The sequence below is a fragment of the Anatilimnocola aggregata genome (genome assembly GCF_007747655.1).
Lineage (GTDB): Bacteria > Planctomycetota > Planctomycetia > Pirellulales > Pirellulaceae > Anatilimnocola > Anatilimnocola aggregata.
Genome location: NZ_CP036274.1, coordinates 8,115,438 through 8,136,578, shown reverse-complemented (window position 1 = coordinate 8,136,578; position 21,141 = coordinate 8,115,438). Strand labels below are relative to the sequence as shown.

15 protein-coding genes are annotated in these 21,141 nt (G+C 58.3%); 8 read left to right on the top strand and 7 right to left on the bottom strand.

Annotated elements, in window-relative coordinates:
- The first annotated feature begins 211 nt into the window (after positions 1 to 211).
- From ETAA8_RS30970 to ETAA8_RS30960, 3 genes are all read left to right on the top strand, one after another.
- A complete protein-coding gene (locus ETAA8_RS30970; RefSeq protein WP_145098244.1) occupies positions 212 to 2,077 on the top strand; it encodes an EF-hand domain-containing protein in 1,866 nt (621 codons plus the stop codon).
- Positions 2,074 to 3,768, top strand: coding sequence for a PQQ-binding-like beta-propeller repeat protein (locus ETAA8_RS30965; protein ID WP_145098240.1), 1,695 nt, complete (start codon positions 2,074 to 2,076; stop codon positions 3,766 to 3,768). Before ETAA8_RS30970 ends, ETAA8_RS30965 begins: the two co-directional genes overlap by 4 nt.
- A gap of 159 nt (positions 3,769 to 3,927) precedes the next feature.
- Entirely contained in the window at positions 3,928 to 4,188 is a 261-nt protein-coding gene (locus ETAA8_RS30960; RefSeq protein ID WP_238397622.1) for a hypothetical protein, read from the top strand.
- Between the two features lie 7 nt (positions 4,189 to 4,195).
- Here the strand turns inward: ETAA8_RS30960 and ETAA8_RS30955 are convergent, their stop codons facing one another.
- The 5 genes from ETAA8_RS30955 to ETAA8_RS30935 form a co-directional block, all read right to left on the bottom strand.
- Entirely contained in the window at positions 4,196 to 5,857 is a 1,662-nt protein-coding gene (locus tag ETAA8_RS30955; protein ID WP_145098237.1) for an FAD-dependent oxidoreductase, read from the bottom strand.
- Positions 5,858 to 5,894: 37 nt separating this feature from the next.
- Complete coding sequence (locus ETAA8_RS30950) at positions 5,895 to 7,313, bottom strand: MBL fold metallo-hydrolase (RefSeq protein ID WP_145098235.1); 1,419 nt, start codon at positions 7,311 to 7,313, stop codon at positions 5,895 to 5,897.
- 54 nt (positions 7,314 to 7,367) lie between these two features.
- Complete coding sequence (locus ETAA8_RS30945) at positions 7,368 to 7,910, bottom strand: DsrE family protein (protein ID WP_145098233.1); 543 nt, start codon at positions 7,908 to 7,910, stop codon at positions 7,368 to 7,370.
- Positions 7,911 to 7,987: 77 nt separating this feature from the next.
- Positions 7,988 to 8,545, bottom strand: coding sequence for a rhodanese-like domain-containing protein (locus ETAA8_RS30940; RefSeq protein ID WP_145098230.1), 558 nt, complete (start codon positions 8,543 to 8,545; stop codon positions 7,988 to 7,990).
- A 77-nt stretch (positions 8,546 to 8,622) separates the two neighbouring features.
- Positions 8,623 to 8,934: an ArsR/SmtB family transcription factor gene (locus ETAA8_RS30935; RefSeq protein ID WP_145098228.1), complete on the bottom strand. Its 312-nt coding sequence runs from the start codon at positions 8,932 to 8,934 to the stop codon at positions 8,623 to 8,625.
- Positions 8,935 to 9,127: 193 nt separating this feature from the next.
- Here ETAA8_RS30935 and ETAA8_RS30930 point away from each other — a divergent pair, with 193 nt between their 5' ends.
- From ETAA8_RS30930 to ETAA8_RS30920, 3 genes are all read left to right on the top strand, one after another.
- Positions 9,128 to 10,585 (top strand): family 2B encapsulin nanocompartment shell protein, encoded by a 1,458-nt coding sequence (locus ETAA8_RS30930; protein ID WP_145098225.1) that lies wholly within the window; start codon positions 9,128 to 9,130, stop codon positions 10,583 to 10,585.
- Between the two features lie 133 nt (positions 10,586 to 10,718).
- Positions 10,719 to 12,158, top strand: a complete 1,440-nt coding sequence (locus ETAA8_RS30925) for a family 2B encapsulin nanocompartment shell protein (protein WP_145098222.1) — start codon at positions 10,719 to 10,721, stop codon at positions 12,156 to 12,158.
- Between the two features lie 54 nt (positions 12,159 to 12,212).
- Positions 12,213 to 13,973, top strand: coding sequence for a SufS family cysteine desulfurase (locus tag ETAA8_RS30920; protein ID WP_202921372.1), 1,761 nt, complete (start codon positions 12,213 to 12,215; stop codon positions 13,971 to 13,973).
- Between the two features lie 51 nt (positions 13,974 to 14,024).
- On the opposite strand, the gene ETAA8_RS30915 is transcribed toward ETAA8_RS30920, so the two are convergent.
- Together ETAA8_RS30915 and ETAA8_RS30910 are read right to left on the bottom strand one after the other, a co-directional pair.
- Positions 14,025 to 14,594, bottom strand: a complete 570-nt coding sequence (locus tag ETAA8_RS30915) for a hypothetical protein (protein WP_145098220.1) — start codon at positions 14,592 to 14,594, stop codon at positions 14,025 to 14,027.
- 249 nt (positions 14,595 to 14,843) lie between these two features.
- A complete protein-coding gene (locus tag ETAA8_RS30910; protein WP_202921371.1) occupies positions 14,844 to 15,335 on the bottom strand; it encodes a DUF2752 domain-containing protein in 492 nt (163 codons plus the stop codon).
- Between the two features lie 195 nt (positions 15,336 to 15,530).
- On the opposite strand from ETAA8_RS30910, the gene ETAA8_RS30905 reads away from it, so the two are divergent.
- Both ETAA8_RS30905 and ETAA8_RS30900 read left to right on the top strand, forming a co-directional pair.
- The gene (locus ETAA8_RS30905; protein ID WP_145098214.1) at positions 15,531 to 16,646 is read left to right on the top strand and encodes a Gfo/Idh/MocA family protein; all 1,116 of its coding nucleotides are present in this window, start codon (positions 15,531 to 15,533) and stop codon (positions 16,644 to 16,646) included.
- Between the two features lie 96 nt (positions 16,647 to 16,742).
- Entirely contained in the window at positions 16,743 to 21,131 is a 4,389-nt protein-coding gene (locus ETAA8_RS30900) for a PVC-type heme-binding CxxCH protein (protein ID WP_145098212.1), read from the top strand.
- The last annotated feature ends 10 nt before the right edge of the window (positions 21,132 to 21,141 follow it).

Genomic DNA, 21,141 nt, shown 5'->3' with positions numbered 1-21,141 from the left:
GGCGACAACCTCGCCCGGCAACTATAGGTTTCAGCTGGGCCACGCGTCGGGCTGGGGCATTTATCTGGCTAAGGCTTGTGCAGTCCGGTTGTGACGAATGGAGCGATAACACAAGTCCCGCTCGCTCGCGTTGCGCAGAAAACGGATGATCCGCGCTCAAGGGAGGGGTAGAATAGTCAGGCCTTGGTTTCTGCCCCCAGCAGCTGCCACCATGTTCACTTCCAACATTCGATCGCTGTCCCTGGTCAGCATTCTGCTGCTGTGCGCGGTCGTTGGTTGTGTTCGCAGTTCGACGCCGACCGTTGTCCCTTCAGCGGTGAAGCCGCCAGTCGTCGCAGCACCCCCGATTCCGCCGCCGATGCCTGTAGTGGAAACTCCGGAGCCAGCGCCGCCGGAACCGGTTGTTGCCGCCGAAGTCCCTACCGAGAAACCCGACGAAAAGCCGTTAGCGACCGAGCGCCTGTTGCTCCTCGCGCCGCAAGGTCCGCTGATTGTCGAGTTCGAATTGTGGATCGATGGCCAGCCGCAAGCGGACGAGTTCGATCGCCTGCTGCAGGAAGTGCTTAAGCTGGCTGATACCGACCTTGATGGAACCGCGACCTGGAAAGAAGTAACTACAAGCCCGAAGTTTCGCTATGGCCAGTTCGGCAATTTGCCGATTGACCGCGAGAACGCGCCGAAGCAAATCATTCAGCAATACGATCTCGATGGCGATGGCCGCGTCGATTTGGCGGAGTTGCCCCGCTTTCTGACTCGCAATGCCGGCGGCGCGCGAGCCTTTTCGGTCCGCAGCATCGAGCAGTTCCACGGCCGCAATCGCCGCGGCAGTCCCACCTGGCGAGCGCTCGATACCGACAACGATGGCCAATTGACCAAGGCAGAAATCGAAGCTGCTGCCGCTCAACTAAGGCTGCTCGATAGCGACGATGACGAAACACTGGTGGTCGGCGAATTGCGCCGCACGACCGAAGTGGAACTGATGCCCGGCAACCGCACACGCGGCATTCGCGGCGACTTTGCCCGCGTGCTGGGCGAGCATGCGAACTGGGATTCGATTCGCGCCGCGCTCGAAGAGCAGTATGCGCTCGGTGGCACGCTGGGATCGGATGATTTTGGCGAACAACGCGAACTGTTTATTCATCTCGACGAAGACAAGGATGGCAAGATCGGCCGCAAGGAATTTCCGAGGCTCAATACGGCGCGATCCAATCTTTTTCTGCGACTCCAATTTGGCCAGCCCACAGTGAGTCAGGCCGGTTCTCCTCGAACTTCGCCAATGATTGACGTCGCTTACGGCAACCTGCTGCCCAGCCGCGAAGGCAGCTTTCCCACAGTCATTTCGTGGCCCAATCGGGTCACCTTTCGCAGTCCGGGCGTCTCGCTGAAGTTTGTGCGCAACGATACGCTCGCAACTGTGGACTTCGCCGCCCAGGCCCAGCAAGGGCTGGCCATGTACGATGCCGACGCGAATGGCTACCTGGAATCGAGCGAGGTCAGCGCTGCGGTGCAACAGCAGTTTGGTCGGTTCGAAGCGCTCGATGCCGATGCGGATGGCAAGGTCTATCTGCTGGAGATCACCGATTTTCTGCGGCAAAGGCAAGGTGCCCAGCGCGTGCAAGTACATGCTCGGGTGCAAGACCAAGAAGATTCGCTCTTTCTCGCGCTCGATGAAAATGCCGATGATCGGCTCGATGCCCGTGAACTCGAGCGTGCCGCTGCCCGGCTGCAGCAACTAGATGCAAATAGCGACGGGGCAATCACGGTCGACGAACTTCCCGAAGAGATTGTGATTGTTATCGCCCGTGGCAGCATCGAGAACCAGGAACAATTGTTCGCCGTTGGTCCGGTCGAAACGCGTGCACCAAGCGAAAACCTGCCGAGTTGGTTCGCAGCCATGGATACTAGCCGCGATGGCGTCATCAGCGCGAAGGAGTTTCTGGGGAGTGCCGAGAAATTCGCGACACTCGACCGCAACCAGAATGGCTTTTTTGAGCCCGACGAAATTCCACAGCCAACCTCTCCCACCAAAGAAGTCATCCCCCTACCTGCCGAGTCGACGGAGAGGAACGAACCATGAGCCTGCCTGCCCGCTCGTTTGTCCAACGGATGATTGCTGCGCTCGCGTTCGTACTCTTCGGCCAACAGCTGCTGCACGCTCAGCTGCGCATTCGTGTGGGTGGTGGCGATCCGGCGGGTGTCATCACCGAGCCCAATGCGCCCAAGCAGCAGACCTGGGATCCGGCTGAGGTGCTCATTGCCCGCAAGGTGCCGGGGACTGCAGCGGGCGCGGTTGAACTGCTGCAGCGCTTCTCGCAGCATACGCCGGCCGATCGAGATCGCTGGTTGAAGGATCTCGATGCGGAAGAGTATCACTTGCGCGAGTCGGCCATGCAGCAGCTGATTCAGCTGCCGGCGATTCCGCGGGAAGAATGGCTCAAACGATTGGCAACCGAGTTGCCGGAAGGGCGCTGGCGCTTGCGGCACGTCCTTGATCGGCATGATTCGGAATCGACGCAAGTCTATCGAGCTGCGTTGCAGCTCATCGCCCGCGAGCCCGCGGCTTTGAGCGACGACGATTGGCTGGTGGTGGCGATTGTGATGGAGCGCGCCGATTTGCGCGACGAGTTTTCGTTTCTCTTGCAGCGCCACATGCGGGCGTCGCTCTTGCCGGAGTTTCGGGCGGCAGCGACTGCCGAACGCTTGTCGTCGCGCCTGGCCGCGGCGATTGTCATTAGCCGCAGTACTGAAGTCGTCGACCGTCCGCTGATCGCTCAACTGCTGGCCGATCGCGACGACCAGGTGTCGCTGCTGACCGCACAAGGTGTCGCCCAGCGGGGCGAGATTGCCGCACTGTCTGCGTTCATTCGCCTGCTCGATTCGCCCCAGGTCGATGTCCGCCGTGAAGCTGCCCTATGGCTATGCGGGCTGACTGGGCAGGAGTTCGACTATTCGCCCTATGCAGCGGCGGCCGAACGGCAAGCAACGATGGCGCGCTGGCGCGAGTGGCTGGCTGGTCCGGGCACCCAGGTTGTGTTGCAACCGCCGCAGCGATTGGCGGTTCACGCCCGCGGCAGCTTGAATGGCCACACGCTGATTGCCACCGGCGGGATGGGGAAAGTTTGCGAGTTGGACACCGATGGCAACATCACCTGGCAGTTGAACATGCAAGCCTGGAGCGCGGAAAAGTTGCCTGGCGGCAACGTGCTGGTCGCCTCTCATTGGGAGAACCGAGTCTGTGAATTCGACAATCGCGGCCAAGTGGTTTGGCAACTCAGCGGCGTGAATGCCATTCGAGCCAAGCCGCTGCCGGGGGGGCGCGTGCTGATTGCCGATTTCGGCGGGAACCGCGTCGTCGAAGCCGATTCAGGCGGCAACCTGGTGTGGGAACATGGCACGCCCGATCAGTGCTTCGATGCCGAGCGGCTGCACAACGGCAACACCATTTTCGCCTGCCCCAACCTGGTTCGCGAAGTGGCACCCGACGGCAGCAGCGTGCGGCAGTGGACGATTGAGGGACGCATCAATAGTTTGCAAGTGCTCCCTTCGGGGCGCCTGCTGACGGCCAACTATGGCCAGGGGCGCGTCGTGGAATTGGACGATGAAAGTCGCGTCACGTGGGAATACAAAATTGCCCGCCCCAGCGATGCCTTCCGCTTGCCCGGCGGGCGCACGCTCATCACCACTGCCGAACAGATTGTCGAGATCGATCTGCAGGGGCGGCAAATCCGGCAAATTTCTGCAGCCGTGAATGGCGGAGCCAGACAGTAGTCGCGACGGATTGATGAAGTGAAGACAGAGCGCTTCTGACGATCGTGCGGCAGCAGCTTGAATTGTGGAATTCAACTGCTGATCGCGTCGATACAAGCCAAGTACGGACGGAGCACGAGAGTTTGCCAGGATGGCCCCGCTCAGCCCCCTTGGAAAGTCATGCTCATGTGGCGCGCCTTCTTTTTAGCCCTTGGCATTTATGCCTGCATCTTCGGGGCAGAATGCCTGGTCGTCGAATCGTATGTCTTCGCGGGTGACAACAGCCCAAGCCCGACTGGGCAGCAGTCGATGTTTCAAAGCAGCACACCCATGGCTGCCAGTCGCGACTGGAGACCGGCCGAGTGGGCTCCTTGGAGCCTGCTGTCGACCGGGGCTGTTGTGATCCTCTACTCCCTGACGCTCAATCGTCCCGGCGGTTAGTGCTCGCTCATTTCGCCTCTGCCGGGTGCCACAGCAGGTAGGTCTTGTAACCACCGCTGAGGTTGCGCACCCGAAAGCCCGCTTGCAGCAGAATGCGAGTGGCCAGATAGCCACGCTGGCCGACCTGACAATAGGCCACGATGTCTCGCCCGCGTGGCAATTCGTCCAGGTGGGCACGCAGCACATCGATGGAAATGTTCGTCGCACCGGGAATGTGCCCGGCGTTGAACTCATCGGCGGTGCGCACGTCGAGCAAGAAAGGCTGATCGTCGCCCGCCAGCTTCTCGTAAGCGGCGACGTCGATCTGCGGATGATCTCCCCTCAGGAGATTTGCAGCGACAAAGCCTGCCATGTTCACCGGATCCTTCGCCGAACCAAATTGCGGTGAGTAAGCGAGTTCGACTTCTTCCAGATCGAAGACAGTCATCTTCGCCTGAATGGCCACCGCGATCACATCGATCCGCTTGTCGACTCCTTCACCGCCGACAGCTTGGGCGCCGAGAATGCGGCCGTCATCGGGCGTGAAGAGGAGCTTGAGCGCCATGGCTTGTGCGCCGGGATAATAGCCGGCGTGATGGGCGGGATGAATGTAAACCATACGGTAAGGGATGCCGCTCCGCTGGAGCGACTTCTCGGAGGCACCGGTCAGGGCTGCTGTCTTGCCGAACAGGCCAACGATCGCCGTCCCTTGCGTGCCGCGATAGCGAACCTGCTTGCCGAAGATGTGATCGGCCGCAAGTCGCCCCTGACGATTCGCCGGTCCGGCGAGGGGAACTTGCGTCGGGCTGTCGGAAATCACGTCACGCACTTCAATGGCATCACCCACGGCGTAGATGTCGGGATCGCTTGTTTGCAGCTGTTCGTTCACGCGAATGCCGCCACGAGGGCCAACTTCCAGTCCAGCCGCAATCGCGAGTTGATTTTCGGGCTTCACACCAATGCCCAAGATCACCAGCGGAGCTTGCAGCCGCTTGCCAGACTTGAGCTGCACGACAATCTCTTCATCGGCACTTTCAAAACCTTCGGCCGATTCGCTGAGCAAAAGAGTGACTCCCTTGGCCTTGGCGGCCAAAACTTCGGCGAGCGGAGTAGTCATTTCCCTATCGAGTGGTGGCAGGACTTGGTCTTGCAACTCGACAACGGTGGTTTGCACGCCGCGATGAATGAGGTTTTCGACCATTTCCAGGCCGATAAAGCCCGCGCCAATAACGATGGCACTCTTCGCGCCGGCATCGACAATCGCCTTGATCCGGTCCATGTCGGGCAGATTGCGCAGCGTATGAATACCAGGCAAATCGATGCCCGGTAGTGACGGACGAAGAGGTGCAGCACCGGGGGCGAGGATCAGTTTGTCGTACGACTCGTCGTATTCGCGGCCGGTATTCAGCTCGCGCACATGTACGGTCTTCTGCGTGCGATCGATGGCCAAGACCGACGAGCGGACTCGCACATCAAGGTTGAATCGTTCGTGCAGTTTGGCAGGAGTGGTGACCAGCAGCTTGTTGCGGTCCTTGATCTCGCCGCCAATGTGGTAGGGAAGCCCGCAATTCGCGAACGAGACATCAGGCCCGCGCTCGAACATCACGATCTCGGCGGTTTCAGAAAGACGCCGAGCGCGCGTCGCTGCCGAGGCACCTCCGGCCACGCCGCCAATGATCAGCAGTTTCATTGATCATGTCCTTAGTGATAGTATTTGTAGCGCGAGGCTACGAAGTGCTGGCTGCCATTGCATTCGTTTCTGTCGGCAGCTGGGATGCACTCCAGGCTTTGAAGCCACCAGCGAGATCTTGCACCTGGGAATGCCCCAGTTGAGCCAGCAGGCTGGCCGCAATGGCCGAACGATATCCACCTTCGCAATGCACGACTATGGGTCGGTCGGGAGCAAGCTCGGTGGCGCGTTCTCGCAGGTGATTGAGTGGAATGTTCACGCTGCCGGCAATATGTCCGCTGTTCCACTCCTTTTCGGAGCGTACATCAACAATCTGTGGCGGCAAATCTGCTGCGCGCTGTTCGCTGAGCGCGACGGCTGTGATGCGATCGATCTGGCGAATGAACTCCTGATGTTCGCGCAACGCACTCATGCCATCTTGCAAGAAACCGACGACATTATCGAACCCAATTCGGCCGAGCCGCATCACAGCCTCTGGCTCGTTGCCCGATTCGGCGATCACGACAATCGGCCGCTCGTGTTCGAGCATGGTGCCGCACCAGGTAGCATATTTTCCCTGCAGATCGATGTTAAGCGAGCCAGCCAAATGCGCTCCGGCAAAATCAAGCGCGCTGCGGACATCCAATAATTGCGCGCCTTGATCTCGCTGGCTGATGACTTCGTTCAGCGACATCGATTTCAACGACTTGGTGAGAGTCCCTTCGAGATTCGGCCGCTCTTGGCGATTGAGCATCGCGTCGTGAACAAAATAGCTTGGCGCTTCGGGTTGCTCGGCAGTAACCAGTTGCTTGAACTCCGCGCGGCTCATTGGTTGCAGTGCGTAGTTGAATTTCTTCTGCTCGCCAATCGTCGAAACCGTTTCCTTGCTCAAGCTCTTGCCGCACATCGACCCGGCACCATGCGCTGGATAAACCAGCGTGGCATCCGGCAAAGTGACGAGCTTGTTCGTCAGCGAGTCGTACAGCATGTCGGCTAATTCGTCCGCAGTCACGCCGATCGACGCGAGTAGATCGGGCCGACCGACATCGCCAATAAACAGGGTATCGCCAGTGAGGACCGCGAAAGGTTCGCTTGTCGACTTGGCGAGATCGAAAACGAGAATCGAAATCCCTTCAGGAGTGTGTCCAGGCGTTTCGAGGATCTGCAATCGCACATCACCGAATTCGATCCGATCTCCATCCTTCACTTTGTTCACGGCAAACTCAGCGTCCGCGCGCCGACCGAGATGAATGGTGGCTCCCACTTTGTCGCGCAGTTCGATGTGTCCGGCCAGAAAGTCGGCATGAAAGTGCGTGAGGAATACATGCTTGATCTGGCAACCTGCATCTGCCGCATCGCGAGTGTATTGGTCGATGTCTCGTTGCGGATCGACTACCGCTGCGGTCTTTGTTTTCTCATCCAAGATCAGGTAAGAAGCCTGGGAGAGACAGGCGAGATAGTATTGTTTGAGTTGCATGGCCGAGTTCCCGTCAGAAGAGGAGCGTGCGGAGTGGGATTCGTGGACCTGAGCTTAGTGAATGGCAAGATAGGCATAACCGTCCAGCTGCTTGTTGATGTTCACTGTCATCGCGGAAACAGCAATGGTCACGTCGGGATTGACCTCGCTGGCAGCGAACTTGTTCCGGGCGAGTGACTGCCCACAAACAAAGACTTCGACCCCGCACTTCTTTAGTTCTCGAAGCAGCTTGGAGTTAGGGTTGTGTTTCGCGCCTGTATGCTGCGCATAGGCTGCATCACTCAAAGCCACCTTGGTAGCGCCGCCGTGCAAGACTAAGGCGATGCGAACATCGCTCGTCTTGTGGCCGGCCTGAGCATTGAGATTCAAATAGCGAGCTACTGTTTCGAGCCCCTTGTTGACGTCCTCCGGCTTTGCTTCGGGTGTGATGTCGAACACGACCTTTACGCCCGCGCGTGGCTGTTCGGCGGCATCGGGCAAGGGCGCAACGCCGCCGTAGTCCACCACAGCAGGAAACTGAAAGCTGGGAGGTTCGGCACAGGCCGCGAATCCACAAGCTGAAACTGCGACAACTAGCAGGCCAGAAAAAAACCGCATTGGGAATGCTCCTTCTGTTCGTACCGATCAGAGATTCTCAACCCACATGGAATACACGGCAACGCGCACCGTCGACGTCACTTGGGCAGCGCACAGCTTCCGCCTGGAGAGGCAACCTGATTCCACGGCATGCGCGCAAGCATCATGCCCATGCCACAGGTATCGGTGACACCGGCGAAAACGAGTCCCGCGCCGACGAAGGCGGGGAGTCCAATGAAATAAGGATGTACGAAGTAACCCAGCGCTGAACCGACGAAGACGAGCGAACCAGCGGCGATTCGTACTTGGCGTTCGAGCGAGACCGCCTTCTTGCCGCGAACCATCGACATCCCGGCGGCAGCGCAGGCCATGGTTCCTCCTTCGACGTTGATGACGTTCGTCACTCCAGCGGCCTGGAACTTCTCACAGGCTTGTTTGCCGCGACCGCCTGATCGGCAAATCACGTACAGCGGCGCTTCGCCGGTTGTTCGCTCTTGTTGCAGGCGCTGCGGGTCGAGGCGATCGAGCGGCACATTTTTAGCGATCTCGACGTGCATTTCCTGGAACTCCACCGGCGTGCGAACATCGATGAGTTCGACGTCCTGTCCGCTTTGGCAAAGGCGCTGAAAGTCCTGTGGCGTGATGGTCTGGGTCATGACGAAGCTCCTGTAATCGACCGATCAATAAAATGGACGTGTCGCGAGATTACGATATGTATGACAAAAAACGAGAATCAACTCCCGAAGCGAGCTTCGATACAAGCCATGATGCTGGCCAGGTGTGGTTCAGCCACGCTGTAATACACAAAGCGACCCTCTTTGGTTGCCTTGAGAAAGCCGCACCGTTGCATTAGTCGCAAATGCTCCGAGGCCATGTGACTGGGAATCTCGCAGGCTTCTGCTAGTTCGCCGACGGCATACTCACCCCGCAGCAGCATTTGCAGGATCCGCAATCGGTGTGGATGAGCCAGCGCTTTCAAGCACTCTGCTGCCTGCTCGAGGGCGGGAAGTGGAGTCAGCGAGCTGTTTTTTGGTTTGGTTGCCATTGCTGTGCCTCGTTAATCGATTATATCGGAATGTGTCGACATGTCAATCAGGAATCCTGCACTACTGGTCGACGCTTGGGGAAACAGCTAATCTGGTGAAGGTTTGCGGGCCGATAAACTAGCAATCCAATTCATGCCGACCGGACATACCGGAGGTTCCAATGCCCTTCCTGATCGTGGGGTGGAACTCTCTATGTCTGACAGCCTCTTGCAACGCAGCGTAACGACCTCGGTCGCGCGCAACCTGGCTCATACCACCAAGACATCACCCAAGATGATGTCGATCACCCCGCGCTGGCTGCTGAGCATGCTGCCGTGGGTGAACGTGGAAGGGGGCACCTACCGCGTGAACCGCACGAAGGTGGAACTGAGCAAGGCCGAGCGGATCGAGATCGATCTGAGTGGCGATGCCATCAGCATTCCGCCCGAAACGCTCCGCAGCGTGCCGCTCCTCTCGCGCGTGCCCGATTCATTGCTCGCGCAGATGGCCCAGCACTTCAAGAGTGAAGCAGTCTCACTGGGAAATGAATTAGTCGTCGAAGGTGAAGACCGCAGCAAGTTCTTCATCATCGCCCAGGGCCAGGTCGAAGTGCTGAGCAAGGGGGTGCATGGCAGCGACCTGCGAATCGCGCTGTTGACTGAAGGCGAATTCTTCGGCGAGACCGATCTTGTCAGCGGCAAGCCCTCGGACATCACCGTCCGCACGATCACTCCGTGCGTTCTCCTGACCCTTTCGCGCAAGGATCTCGATTCGGTCCTGAGCGAGTTCCCGCAGTGGGGCGAGGATTTTCAGCGCGCGATCGACGAGCATCTTGCCCTGCAATCGACCGTCAATCGCTACGGCGAGCGCAATATCGATCTCGTCTCGGGTTTTGCCGAGAACGTTGAAATTCCGGAGACCTTTGTCGATTACTCAGCTCATCCCCGCGAGTATTCGCTCTCTTCGGTTCAAACCGTTGTTCGCGTCCACACACGCGTCTCCGATCTTTACAACGGCCCCTACGATCAGCTCGAAGAGCAAATGCGGCTGACGATCGAAGGAATCAAAGAGCGGCAGGAGTGGGAGATCATCAATAACAAGAAGTTCGGGCTGATTCACTCGGTCGATCCCGCGATGCGCATCAGCACTCGCTACGGCGCACCAACGCCCGACGATCTGGACGAACTCCTCGCGCTGGTTTGGAAGAAGCCAGCGTTCTTCCTCGCTCATCCCAAGGCGATCGCCGCTTTCGAACGCGAATGCACGTGGCGCGGCGTCCCACCCGTGACGATGAATCTTTTTGGGACGCCCGTCATCACTTGGCGTGGCATTCCGCTCGTCCCCTGCGACAAGTTGGAAATGAAGAGCCGCTATCTGTCGAATCAATGGTACGGCACAACGAGCATCCTGCTCATGCGAACCGGTGAGGCCGATCAAGGGGTCGTTGGTTTGCACCAGGCAGCGATTCCCGGTGCGATTGGCCCCAGTTTGTCGGCCCGCTTAATGGGGCTCGATAGCTTAGGTGTGGCTTCGTATCTCCTCACACTCTACTTCTCCGCGGCGGTACTGACCGACGATGCGCTGGGAGTACTAGAAAACGTCGAAGTCGGTTACTACCACGACTACACGATGCGCGAAAATCGCGGCTTTGAGTATGGGTCCGGTATTTAGTCCGTTTTGCCCGACGCGTCAGCGAGGGTGAATTGCCAATCGACGATGACCAGCACTTCCCCCTCGCTGACGCGTCGGGCTAAGTAAGCACAATTCCAGAACGAATCTGAAATCCCATTTATCGAGAACCGAAATGTCCGACAACCTCCTGCAACGTAGCGTGACGACGTCGGTCGCCCGCAATCTGGCGAACACCACCAAGACATCACCCAAGATGATGTCGATCACCCCGCGCTGGCTCCTCAGCTTGCTGCCGTGGGTGCAAGTCGATGGTGGCACGTACCGCGTCAATCGGACCAAGGTCGAACTGACGAAGGCGGAACGGATCGAAGTCGACGTCAACGACGGCGCGATTACGTTCCCGTTCGAAGCGCTCCGGAGCGTACCTCACTTTTCAAAACTTTCGGATACGATCCTCGGCCGGATGGCCAATCGCTTTAAGACCGAAGAGGTCTCGCTCGGCAACAAGCTGATTGTCGAAGGGGAGGATCTCAGCAAGTTCTTCATCATCGCTCAGGGTCAGGTCGAAGTCCTGAGCAAGGGTGTCCACGGCAGCGATTTGCGCATCGCCCTGCTGACCGAAGGTGAATTCTTCGGCGAGTCTGACCTGGTCAGCGACAAGCCTTCGGATGTAACGGTGCGGACGATAACACCGTGCGTGCTGCTGACGTTGTCGCGCAAGGATCTCGATTCGATGCTAAGCGAAACGCCGAATCAGACCGATGACTTCAAGCGCGCGATTAACGAGCATGTCGAATTGCAATCGACCGTGAATCGCTACGGCGAGCGAAACATCGACCTCGTTTCGGGCTTTGCGGAGAACGTTGAGATCCCCGAGACATTCGTCGACTACTCGGCCCATCCGCGCGAGTATTCGCTGTCGGCGATTCAAACTGTCGTCCGCGTTCACACGCGCGTCTCTGACCTGTACAACGGGCCCTACGATCAACTCGAAGAGCAGATGCGCTTGACGATCGAAGGGATCAAAGAGCGGCAAGAGTGGGAACTGATCAACAACAAGAAGTTCGGGCTTATTCACTCAGTCGATCCGGCCATGCGCATCAGCACGCGTTACGGCGCTCCTACTCCCGACGATCTGGATGAACTGCTGGCACTCGTTTGGAAGAAACCTGCGTTCTTTCTGGCTCATCCCAAGGCGATTGCGGCCTTTGAGCGCGAATGCACGTGGCGCGGTGTGCCACCCGTGACGATGAACATGTTCGGTACGCCGGTCATCATGTGGCGCGGCATCCCGCTCGTCCCTTGTGACAAGTTGGAAATGAAGAGCCGCTATCAATCGAACCAGTGGTATGGCACGACCAGCATCTTGCTGCTGCGGATTGGCGAAAAGGATCAGGGTGTCGTCGGCCTGCACCAGGCTGGGATCCCTGGCGAAGTGAGCCCCAGCTTGTCGGCCCGCTTGATGGGGCTCGATAGCCTGGGCGTAGCTTCCTACCTCCTCACGCTTTATTCGTCGTGCGCGGTGTTGACTGACGATGCGTTGGGCGTGCTGGAGAACGTCGAAGTCGGTTACTACCACGACTACGATCATCGTCCGAACAAGGTGAAGTAATCGTTCGCTGACGTTGAATTCGCGCAGATTCATTAGGTTGCTGGAGTGACTGCTGTGGACGAGATTACCCCTGACATGATTTCACGGATCGCTTCGCGACTTTATAACGAGCCGCCGAATGCCAAGGCGCTCCCTGCTGCCGAAACTCCTCTGCCAGAACCTTCGTCGGTTGCTCCGACCGGTATGCCTTCACCTCCCGTCTCGGTGCCGCACAATTCCTTTCCCGTACACTCGGGCGGAATGCCTGGCCCGAGCGCGCTGCCAGTCGGTTCGCCGCCGGCAGTTCCCCCCAATCCTGGCATGGGGAACTTGCCCACCAGTCCTTCCTTCCCCGGTGTGCCGTTCTCGCCACCGGGTTTCGGCGGCGTGCCTTCGTTCGGCGGGACACCGACGTTCATCCATGCGCCTGCATTCCCCGCGCACGGCAGTGCGGCCGAAGTACCCGGCGCGCAAGGAACATCGGGGGGCTTGAGTGCGTTTGTGCAGTCGATTCGCGCTTCGCATTTTCCGGGACGAAACAACGGCCTGGGGGCGACCGCAGTCGAACTGCGCGAGCGGCAAGCACTGAATAAGCAGTACTCCGCACAGGGCTCGCGGCCGATGGACGTGAACGCCGTGCGCGGCGATTTTCCGATCCTGCGGCAGCGCGTGCATGGCAAGCCACTCGCCTGGCTCGATAACGCGGCAACGACACAAAAGCCGCAAAGCGTGATCGATGCGATCAGCCACTTCTACGAGAACGATAACTCGAACATTCACCGTGCCGCCCACACCCTCGCAGCCCGCGCGACGGATGCGTATGAGTCGGCTCGGCAAAAAGTGCAGGCCTTCATCGGCGCGTCGAGCGTGAAAGAGATTGTCTTCGTCCGCGGTACGACGGAAGGCATTAATCTCATCGCCAAGACCTACGGCGCTAAGTTTTTACAGCCCGGCGACGAGATCGTGCTGTCGAATCTCGAGCATCACGCCAACATCGTTCCCTGGCAAATGGTGGCCAAAGAAAAGGGTGCTCACATCCGCGTGATTCCGGTCAACGACCGGGGCGAAATCATGATGGAGGAGTATCAAAAGATTCTCGGGCCACGGACGAAGATCGTCGGGCTGACGCAGGCCTCGAACAGTTTGGGGACGATTCTTCCCGTGCATGAGATGACGCAGATTGCCAAACGGTACGGCGCTCGCGTGCTGATCGACGGCGCGCAGTCGGTCGCTCACATTCCCGTGAACGTGCAGGAACTGGGAGCTGACTTTTTTGTCTTCTCGGGGCACAAGATTTTTGGCCCGACCGGCATCGGGGCGGTCTACATCAAGGAAGAATTGCACGATTTTGTGCCGCCGTGGCAAGGTGGCGGCAATATGATTCGCAACGTGACGTTTGAAGAGACGTCGTATAGCGAGGCGCCAGCCAAGTTCGAAGCGGGCACGCCCAACATTGCCGATGCGGTCGGCCTGGGGGCAGCGCTCGACTATGTGAATCGGCTCGGGCTGCCGAATATTGCAGCCTACGAACATCACCTGCTGGAATACGGAACCGAGCAACTGCTGCGAATTAATGGCCTGCGCTTGATTGGAACCGCCCGTGAAAAAGTGGGCGTTCTGTCGTTCGTATTGCCCAGCAAGCGGACAGAAGAGATCGGCCGCCACCTCGATCAAGAGGGAATCGCAGTCCGCAGCGGGCATCACTGCTCGCAACCTTCGTTACGGCGGATGGGGGTTGAAACGACGGTTCGCCCGTCACTTTCGATTTACAACACTTGCAGCGAAATTGATCGGCTGGCCGATGCGATTCGCCGCATTCAAAGGCTGCCGTCGTAGTCGCTCCGACCGCTGGGTCCGACGTAACCTACAGGCGGCACGACGACGAAGTTAGTCGCCGGTGTAGAGGCCATCCAGGCCGAAGTCTTCTGCCTTGTCGTAAGGATAGAAGTCCTTGGAGATGCGTTTGGCCAGAATATCGAGAAAGAGGGAGCGAAAGGCTCCTTCGTTGTCGGTAACCGGTCGGGGCCCATTTTCGGGATAGGTCACGTTGTCGACGGGGGTCTGGTAGACCACTTCGCCACCTTTGGAGAGGTCGTAGACCTTGACCGAGATTCGCGACCTGCCGCGCAGCAGCGTGGCTCCGTCGTGAATGCGGAAGTCGTCCATGTCGATGCCGACGACCATGTCTGCCTTCACTCCGCGCCCGACATCTTTGAAGTCGGCCACGTGATCGGACTGCTCGTCGATCCAATCGGTGACTTTTTGATGTTCGACAACTTTGATCTTGGGAACATTCAGCGCTAGCTTGCTTCCCACCGACTTGGCCAGAGCATCGGCCACGTTGCCGGGGCCGGTCAGGTTGGTATCGAAACAAACGACGGCTACCGTTTTGTTCTTGAGGCCGGGAAACTTGGCGTCGACGGGGTTGCCGCGAGCCCAGTACATGAGGTGCGACATGAAGCCGCAACCTGGCAACGCCAACATGAGCGCAGCGGTTACAGCGAGGAGAAAACAGCGGCGGTGATTCATGGTTATCGAACGGTGCATCGGCAATCCCTTGCAGATGAAGCAGACCGGTCTCTGGCAAATCTGAGTACGAGCGCTTCCTGCCCCCAGAGAGGTCTCAAGGCGGGACTATGCCGGAATGCGGCAGATCTTGCCAGAGCATTTCGCCCGAATCGGCAATTTTTTCTCAAGAACGAGCGATTAGAGAATTCGCCACGCCCATTGCACGAGCGTAACCAGGAAGATGCTGCCAAAGACCCAGAGCGTGACTTCGGGCGACAAGGGACCAAAGAGCCAACGGCCGCGAATGGCCGACGCTAGCAGCCACGGAGTGCTCAGGGCAGCGAAAATTCCCAGCAAGCAGCCACCGGTATTGGCGACCGCAGATCGAATGATCTGCCCGCGCATGAGGTGGGCCCAGGAGGTGGTCATGCCACAGGCCGGACAGCGCAGATCGAACCACATCACGAACGAACACGGCGGCAGGCCAAGCTGCTGGTGAGTGCCCATGCCATACTCGCTGGGCGGCAACAGGGCGGCAGTCACAAGCAAGCAGCCGAGCGCCAACCCGACCACCAATAGCAGAGCCCGTTGCCACAACGCGATGCGTAGCGGTTCGGGGGGCGACCAAGTGGTAGGGAACGGTGTACTCATGAAGTGCTGCAAAATGGTGATGGCTGACGGACTGGGCATTATGAGCGACTCCAGCCGGTTGAGCAAACAGGCCGTCTGGCGACGAAATTGTCGCCCTGATGGCATGCGGCGGCGAATTAACTAAACTACTGAAAGAAATGTTGGCTGCTGCTTCAGGCGGTGCAGCTGGCGGCCTGGAAACACAACCTCTCCTTTCGATCTGCAGAAGCGGTTCGAGCAACGTGTGGTGCAACGATGAATGGCAAGAAGTGGAATGTGGCAATGATTGGACTGGGCTTCGGTGCCGAGTTCATTCCCATTTATCAGGCTCACCCGCAGGCCAATGTCTATGCCATCTGCCAGCGAAATGCCGAGAAGATGAACGTCGTCGGCGATCGCTTTCAGATCGAAAAGAGATACACCCGTTATGACGATGTGCTGAAGGACCCGAACGTCGACTTTGTGCATATCAACTCGCCAATTCCCGATCACGCGTTGATGTCGCTCGCCGCACTGAAGGCCGGCAAGCACGTGATGTGCACAGTTCCGATGGCAACGACGATCGACGAGTGCCGCCAGATTGTCGAGATGGTGAAGAAGACCGGCCTCAAGTACATGATGGCCGAGACGGTCGTCTATGCCCGCGAGTATCTGTTCATTAAAGAGCTCTACAAGCAGGGTGAACTCGGCAAGATTCAACACTTGGCGGCTTCGCATCCGCAAGACATGGACGGCTGGCCAGATTATTGGGAACGGATGATTCCCATGCACTATGCCACGCATGTCGTCAGCCCCTGCTTGGGTCTTGTCGATGGCAAGGCCGAGTACGTCAGCTGTTTCGGCAGTGGCACCGTGCGCGACGACATCGCGCAGAAGTCGGGCAACAAGTTCGCTGTCGAGAGTTGCCACATTAAGGTCAAAGACAGCGACATTACCGCGCACATTTGGCGGTTCTTGTATGACGTGGCGCGGCAGTATCGCGAGAGTTTCGACGTATATGGCACGAAGAAGAGTTTCGAGTGGACCCTGGTCGAAGGGGAGCCACACGTGTTGCATACGGCCAAAAAGCCCGAACACGAAATTGCCTCGAAGATCGAAGTCCCCGACTTCGCGCATCTACTGCCAGAACCAATTCGCAAGTTCACGAAGTCAATTCAGGATGCCGATCACTTGTCGTTCATTCAAGGCGGCGGTCACGGCGGCTCGCATCCTCACCTGGTCAACGAGATGCTTAGCGCCCTGAGCGAGAATCGCGATCCCGCGCCAAATGCCGTCACCGCGGCCAACTGGACCTGCGTCGGCATTTGCGCCCACGAATCGGCCCTCAAGGGTGGCGAAATTGTTCGACTGCCCGAGTTTACGCTGGGATAAGATCAGAATGAAAACCACAGAGGCGCGGAGAACACGGAGAATTCCTCTCCGCGAACTCTGTGTCTCTGCAGTGTCCTCTCTTCGAAGGGTGGTTCGATGCTCCTCTTTTCTCTTCGTTCCGCTCTCATGTTGTTCGTTGGGGCCATTGTTGTTGCTCCGGCTTCAGCGGCCGACGCAACCCAGCGATTAAATCTCCTCTTTCTCGGCGACAAGGGCCATCACCAACCCGAAGCTCGCTTCAAGCAAATCATGCCGGTGCTTAAAGAGCGCGGCATTGATCTGACTTACACCGAGAAGATGAGCGACCTCAACAAGACAACCCTCGGCGATTACGACGGGCTCGTGATCTATGCGAACACGACAGAAATAAGTCCTGAGCAGGAGAAAGCGCTGTTGGAATATATCGAAGCGGGCAAGGGCTTCGTTCCGCTGCACTGCGCGTCGTACTGCTTTCTGAATTCGCCCAAATACATTGCCCTGGTCGGCGCGCAGTTCAAACGCCACGGTACCGGCACGTTCCGCACGCAGATCAGCGAGGGAGAGCATCCGCTGATGCGTGGCTTCGGGGGCTTCGAGAGTTGGGACGAAACCTACGTTCACGACAAGCACAATCCGACCGATCGCACCGTGCTGGAGTATCGTGAAGACAAGGACGGGAAAGAACCTTGGACGTGGGTGCGCACGCACGGCGATGGCCGCGTCTTCTACACCGCTTGGGGGCACGATCAGCGAACGTGGGGCAATCCGGGGTTTCAAAACCTGCTCGAGCGAGGCATTCGCTGGGCGGTGAAAGACAATCCGGCAATCGTGCCAGTCTTCGCTGACCGCCCACAGATGACCAAGATCGCCAAAGACGTGAAGCCCTTTGAGTACGTCGATGCTGACGTCCCGTATTATCCCGCCGGCAAGAAGTGGGGCTCACAAGATGCCGGCAAGTGGCAGATGCAATTGCCGGTCACCCCTGCGGAGTCGATGAAGCACATCGTCACACCGGTGGGTTTCCATGTCGAACTGTTCGTCTCCGAGCCCGAGTTACAAGGCAAGCCCATCTGCATGAATTGGGACGAGCGGGGCCGACTGTGGGTTTGCGAAACGGTCGATTACCCCAACGAGTTGCAAAAGCCCGGCGCAGGTCGCGACCGCATTCGCATTTGCGAAGATACCGACGGAGACGGCCGTGCCGACAAGTTCACCGTCTTTGCCGAACGTCTCAGCATTCCGACAAGTCTTGTCTTCTGCCGCGGCGGGGTGATTGTGCATCAAGCACCGGACACGCTGTTTCTCAAAGACGAAGACGGCGACGACAAGTGCGACACGCGCAAAGTTCTCTTCACCGGTTGGTCGACGGGCGACACGCACGCCGGCCCGAGCAACTTGCGCTATGGACTGGATAACTGGTACTACGGCATGGTTGGCTATGCGGGCTTTGATGGTGAGATCGCCGGTCAAAGACAATCGTTTCGCACGGGCTTTTATCGCTTCAAAGTCGACGCCGGCAAAAACGGCCCCGAAGTCACGCAGTTCGAATTCCTGCGCAACACCAACAACAACTCGTGGGGCGTTGGCATTAGCGAAGAAGGGATCTTGCTCGGCAGCACGGCCAATGGCAATCCGAGCGTGTACATGCCCATCGCCAATCGCTACTACGAACAAGTGCGTGGCTGGAGCAGCAGTGTGCTCGGCAGCATCGCCGAAGACGACAAGTTCCACCCCATCACAGACAAGGTTCGCGAAGTCGATCACCACGGCAGCTTCACCGCTGCTGCGGGGCATGCGATTTACACAGCGCGCACATATCCGCGCGAGTATTGGAATCGCACCGCCTTCGTCACCGATCCTACCGGCCACCTGGCGGCGACGTTCGTGCTCAATCGAAATGGTGCCGACTTCAGCAGCAAGAACAGCTGGAACCTGCTCGCCAGCGACGACGAATGGACCGCGCCAATCATGGCCGAGGTTGGGCCCGATGGTCATGTATGGGTCATCGATTGGTACAACTACATCGTGCAGCATAACCCCACTCCCGCCGGCTTCAAAAACGGCCGCGGCAATGCCTACGAAACCAACCTCCGCGATAAGAAGCACGGGCGAATCTATCGCGTCGTTTACACGGCTGCCGACAAGCAAAAGCACCGTTCCTTAAAAGACGCATCGGCCGAATTGCTGGTCGATACGCTCTCGAACGACAACATGTTCTGGCGGTTGCATGCGCAGCGGTTGTTGGTGGAGCAAAGTAACGGCAGCTTAGAAAAGGATTTAAGTGAACTGATCAGGACTGCTCCTCTCGATGCTGCGGAAACCTGCCCGGCGGCCATGCATGGACTTTGGGTGTTGCAGGCGATAACGCAAGGTGGCGACCAACTGCAATTTCAGGCGGCAATTGAGGCTAGCCTCAAGCATTCGTCAGCTGGTGTGCGCTGCAATGCGGTTCTGGCGGCGGTTGCCGGGTCCGCCCTTCAGGAAGCGATAGTGCCCATCTCGCTCTCTGGCGAGGCCGATGGCCAGGTTCGCCTGGCCATGCTGCTCGCACTTTCTGAACTACGGCCCACTCCCATCTCGACAGCAAAACTCATCGGCGCTCTGAAACGCGAAGACACACTGCGCGATCGTTGGCTGCTCGATGCAGCCACCGCTGCCGCCGCGAATAATGCCGAGTATCTATTGAACTATCTCCTCTCAGCAGACGCGAAACTCGATCTTTCAAATCCTCTCTTGCGAGATCGCGTGTCGTTGGTTGCCCAGCACTTTGCCCGTGGCGAGAACGCGAATACCAAGATTGGCAAGCTGCTCGTCGCGGCGACCGGAGCGGAACAGGCAGCTGTTTCCACCATCCTTGCGGGCTTTGAAAAGGGTTGGCCACGCGGAAATAGTGCCAAGCTTAGTGACGAACAAGAACTGGCCCTGGCATCTCTGCTCAAAAAAGTACCTGCTACTGAGCAATCGACCGTCATCTCACTGGCTCGTAAACTCGGTAGTCAAAAACTGGACCAATTTGCGGGTGAGATTGCCGCGTCGCTGTTGAAAACCGTCGAGAACGCGGAAGCAACTGACACCGCGCGTGTGGATGCAGCGAAGCAGTTGGTCGAGTTTCGCAAAGCAGATGCGGAAGTCGCTGGTCAATTACTCAGCCTTCTTTCGCCGCGCATCTCGCCCCAATTGGCAACCGGCCTGATTGAAGCCACAGCCAAGAGTGAGTCACCAGCGACGGGCAAGGCTCTGCTGGCCAGCCTGGCGAAGGTCACTCCCGCAGTCCGCCCTGCCGTGATGCAGGCCATCGTCTCGCGTGGCGATTGGACGAAGACGATGCTCGATGCGGCCGAGGCAAGTGAGTTCTCACTTACCGATCTATCGCTCGATCAAAAGCAGTCGCTCGCTTCGCATCCCGACCGGACGCTCCGCGACCTTGCGAAGAAGTTACTCGCCGCTGGCGGTGGCTTGCCCAATGCCGACCGGCAGAAGGTTATCGAAGAGCTGGCCTCGATTGGAACGACCACGGGCGACCCGATTGCGGGCAAAGCAGCTTTCAAAAAGGTTTGCGCCAAGTGCCATACGCATAGCGGCGAAGGGACAAAAGTCGGCCCCGACCTGACCGGCATGGCCGTTCATCCCAAGCGAGAACTGATGATTCACATGCTCGATCCCAGCCGCAGTGTGGAAGGCAACTATCGTGTCTTCACGGTGTTGATCGATGACGGCCGCGTGCTCACCGGCTTGCTCGCCTCGGAAAGCAAAACGGCCATCGAACTGATCGATGCCGAAGGGAAGAAGCATGCCATTCAGCGCGATCAAATCGAAGAACTGGCGGCCTCGACGAAGTCACTAATGCCCGAGGGCTTCGAAAAACAACTGACGAAAGTTGAACTAACCGACCTGCTCGAGTTCATGACGCAGCGCGGCAAGTTCCTACCGATTCCACTTGATAAAGTGGCTTCGATCGTGACGACCAAGGGAATGTTCTACGACGAGAAATCCGCAGCAGAGCGATTGGTCTTCGCCGACTGGTCGCCGAAGACGTTTGAAGGAGTTCCGTTTCAGCTGATCGATCCGCAAGGCGATCGCGTGCCCAATGCGATTCTCTTTTATGGCCCCAGCGGAAAGTTTCCGCCCACGATGCCCAAGGGAGTAATGTTGCCTTGCAACGCGCCGGTCAAAGCGATTCACCTTTTGAGCGGAGTCGCGGGCTGGGCCTCACCGCTCGGAAGAGAAGGCTCGACGTCGCTCATCGTTCGCCTGCGCTATGAAGATGGCTCGCGCGAGGATCACGAACTGAAGAACGGCGAACACTTTGCCGACTACATTCGCCGCGTCGATGTTCCCGGCAGTAAATTCGCCTTCCAGCTTCGCGGTCAACAACTTCGCTACCTATCGGTCGCTCCCCAGAAGCCCGATAAAATCGCCGCGATCGAATTACTCAAAGGCAACGACGACACGGCGCCCATCGTGATGGCAGTAACCGTGGAGACGCTGACGCCGGAGCACAAGTAGTTCTGGATGT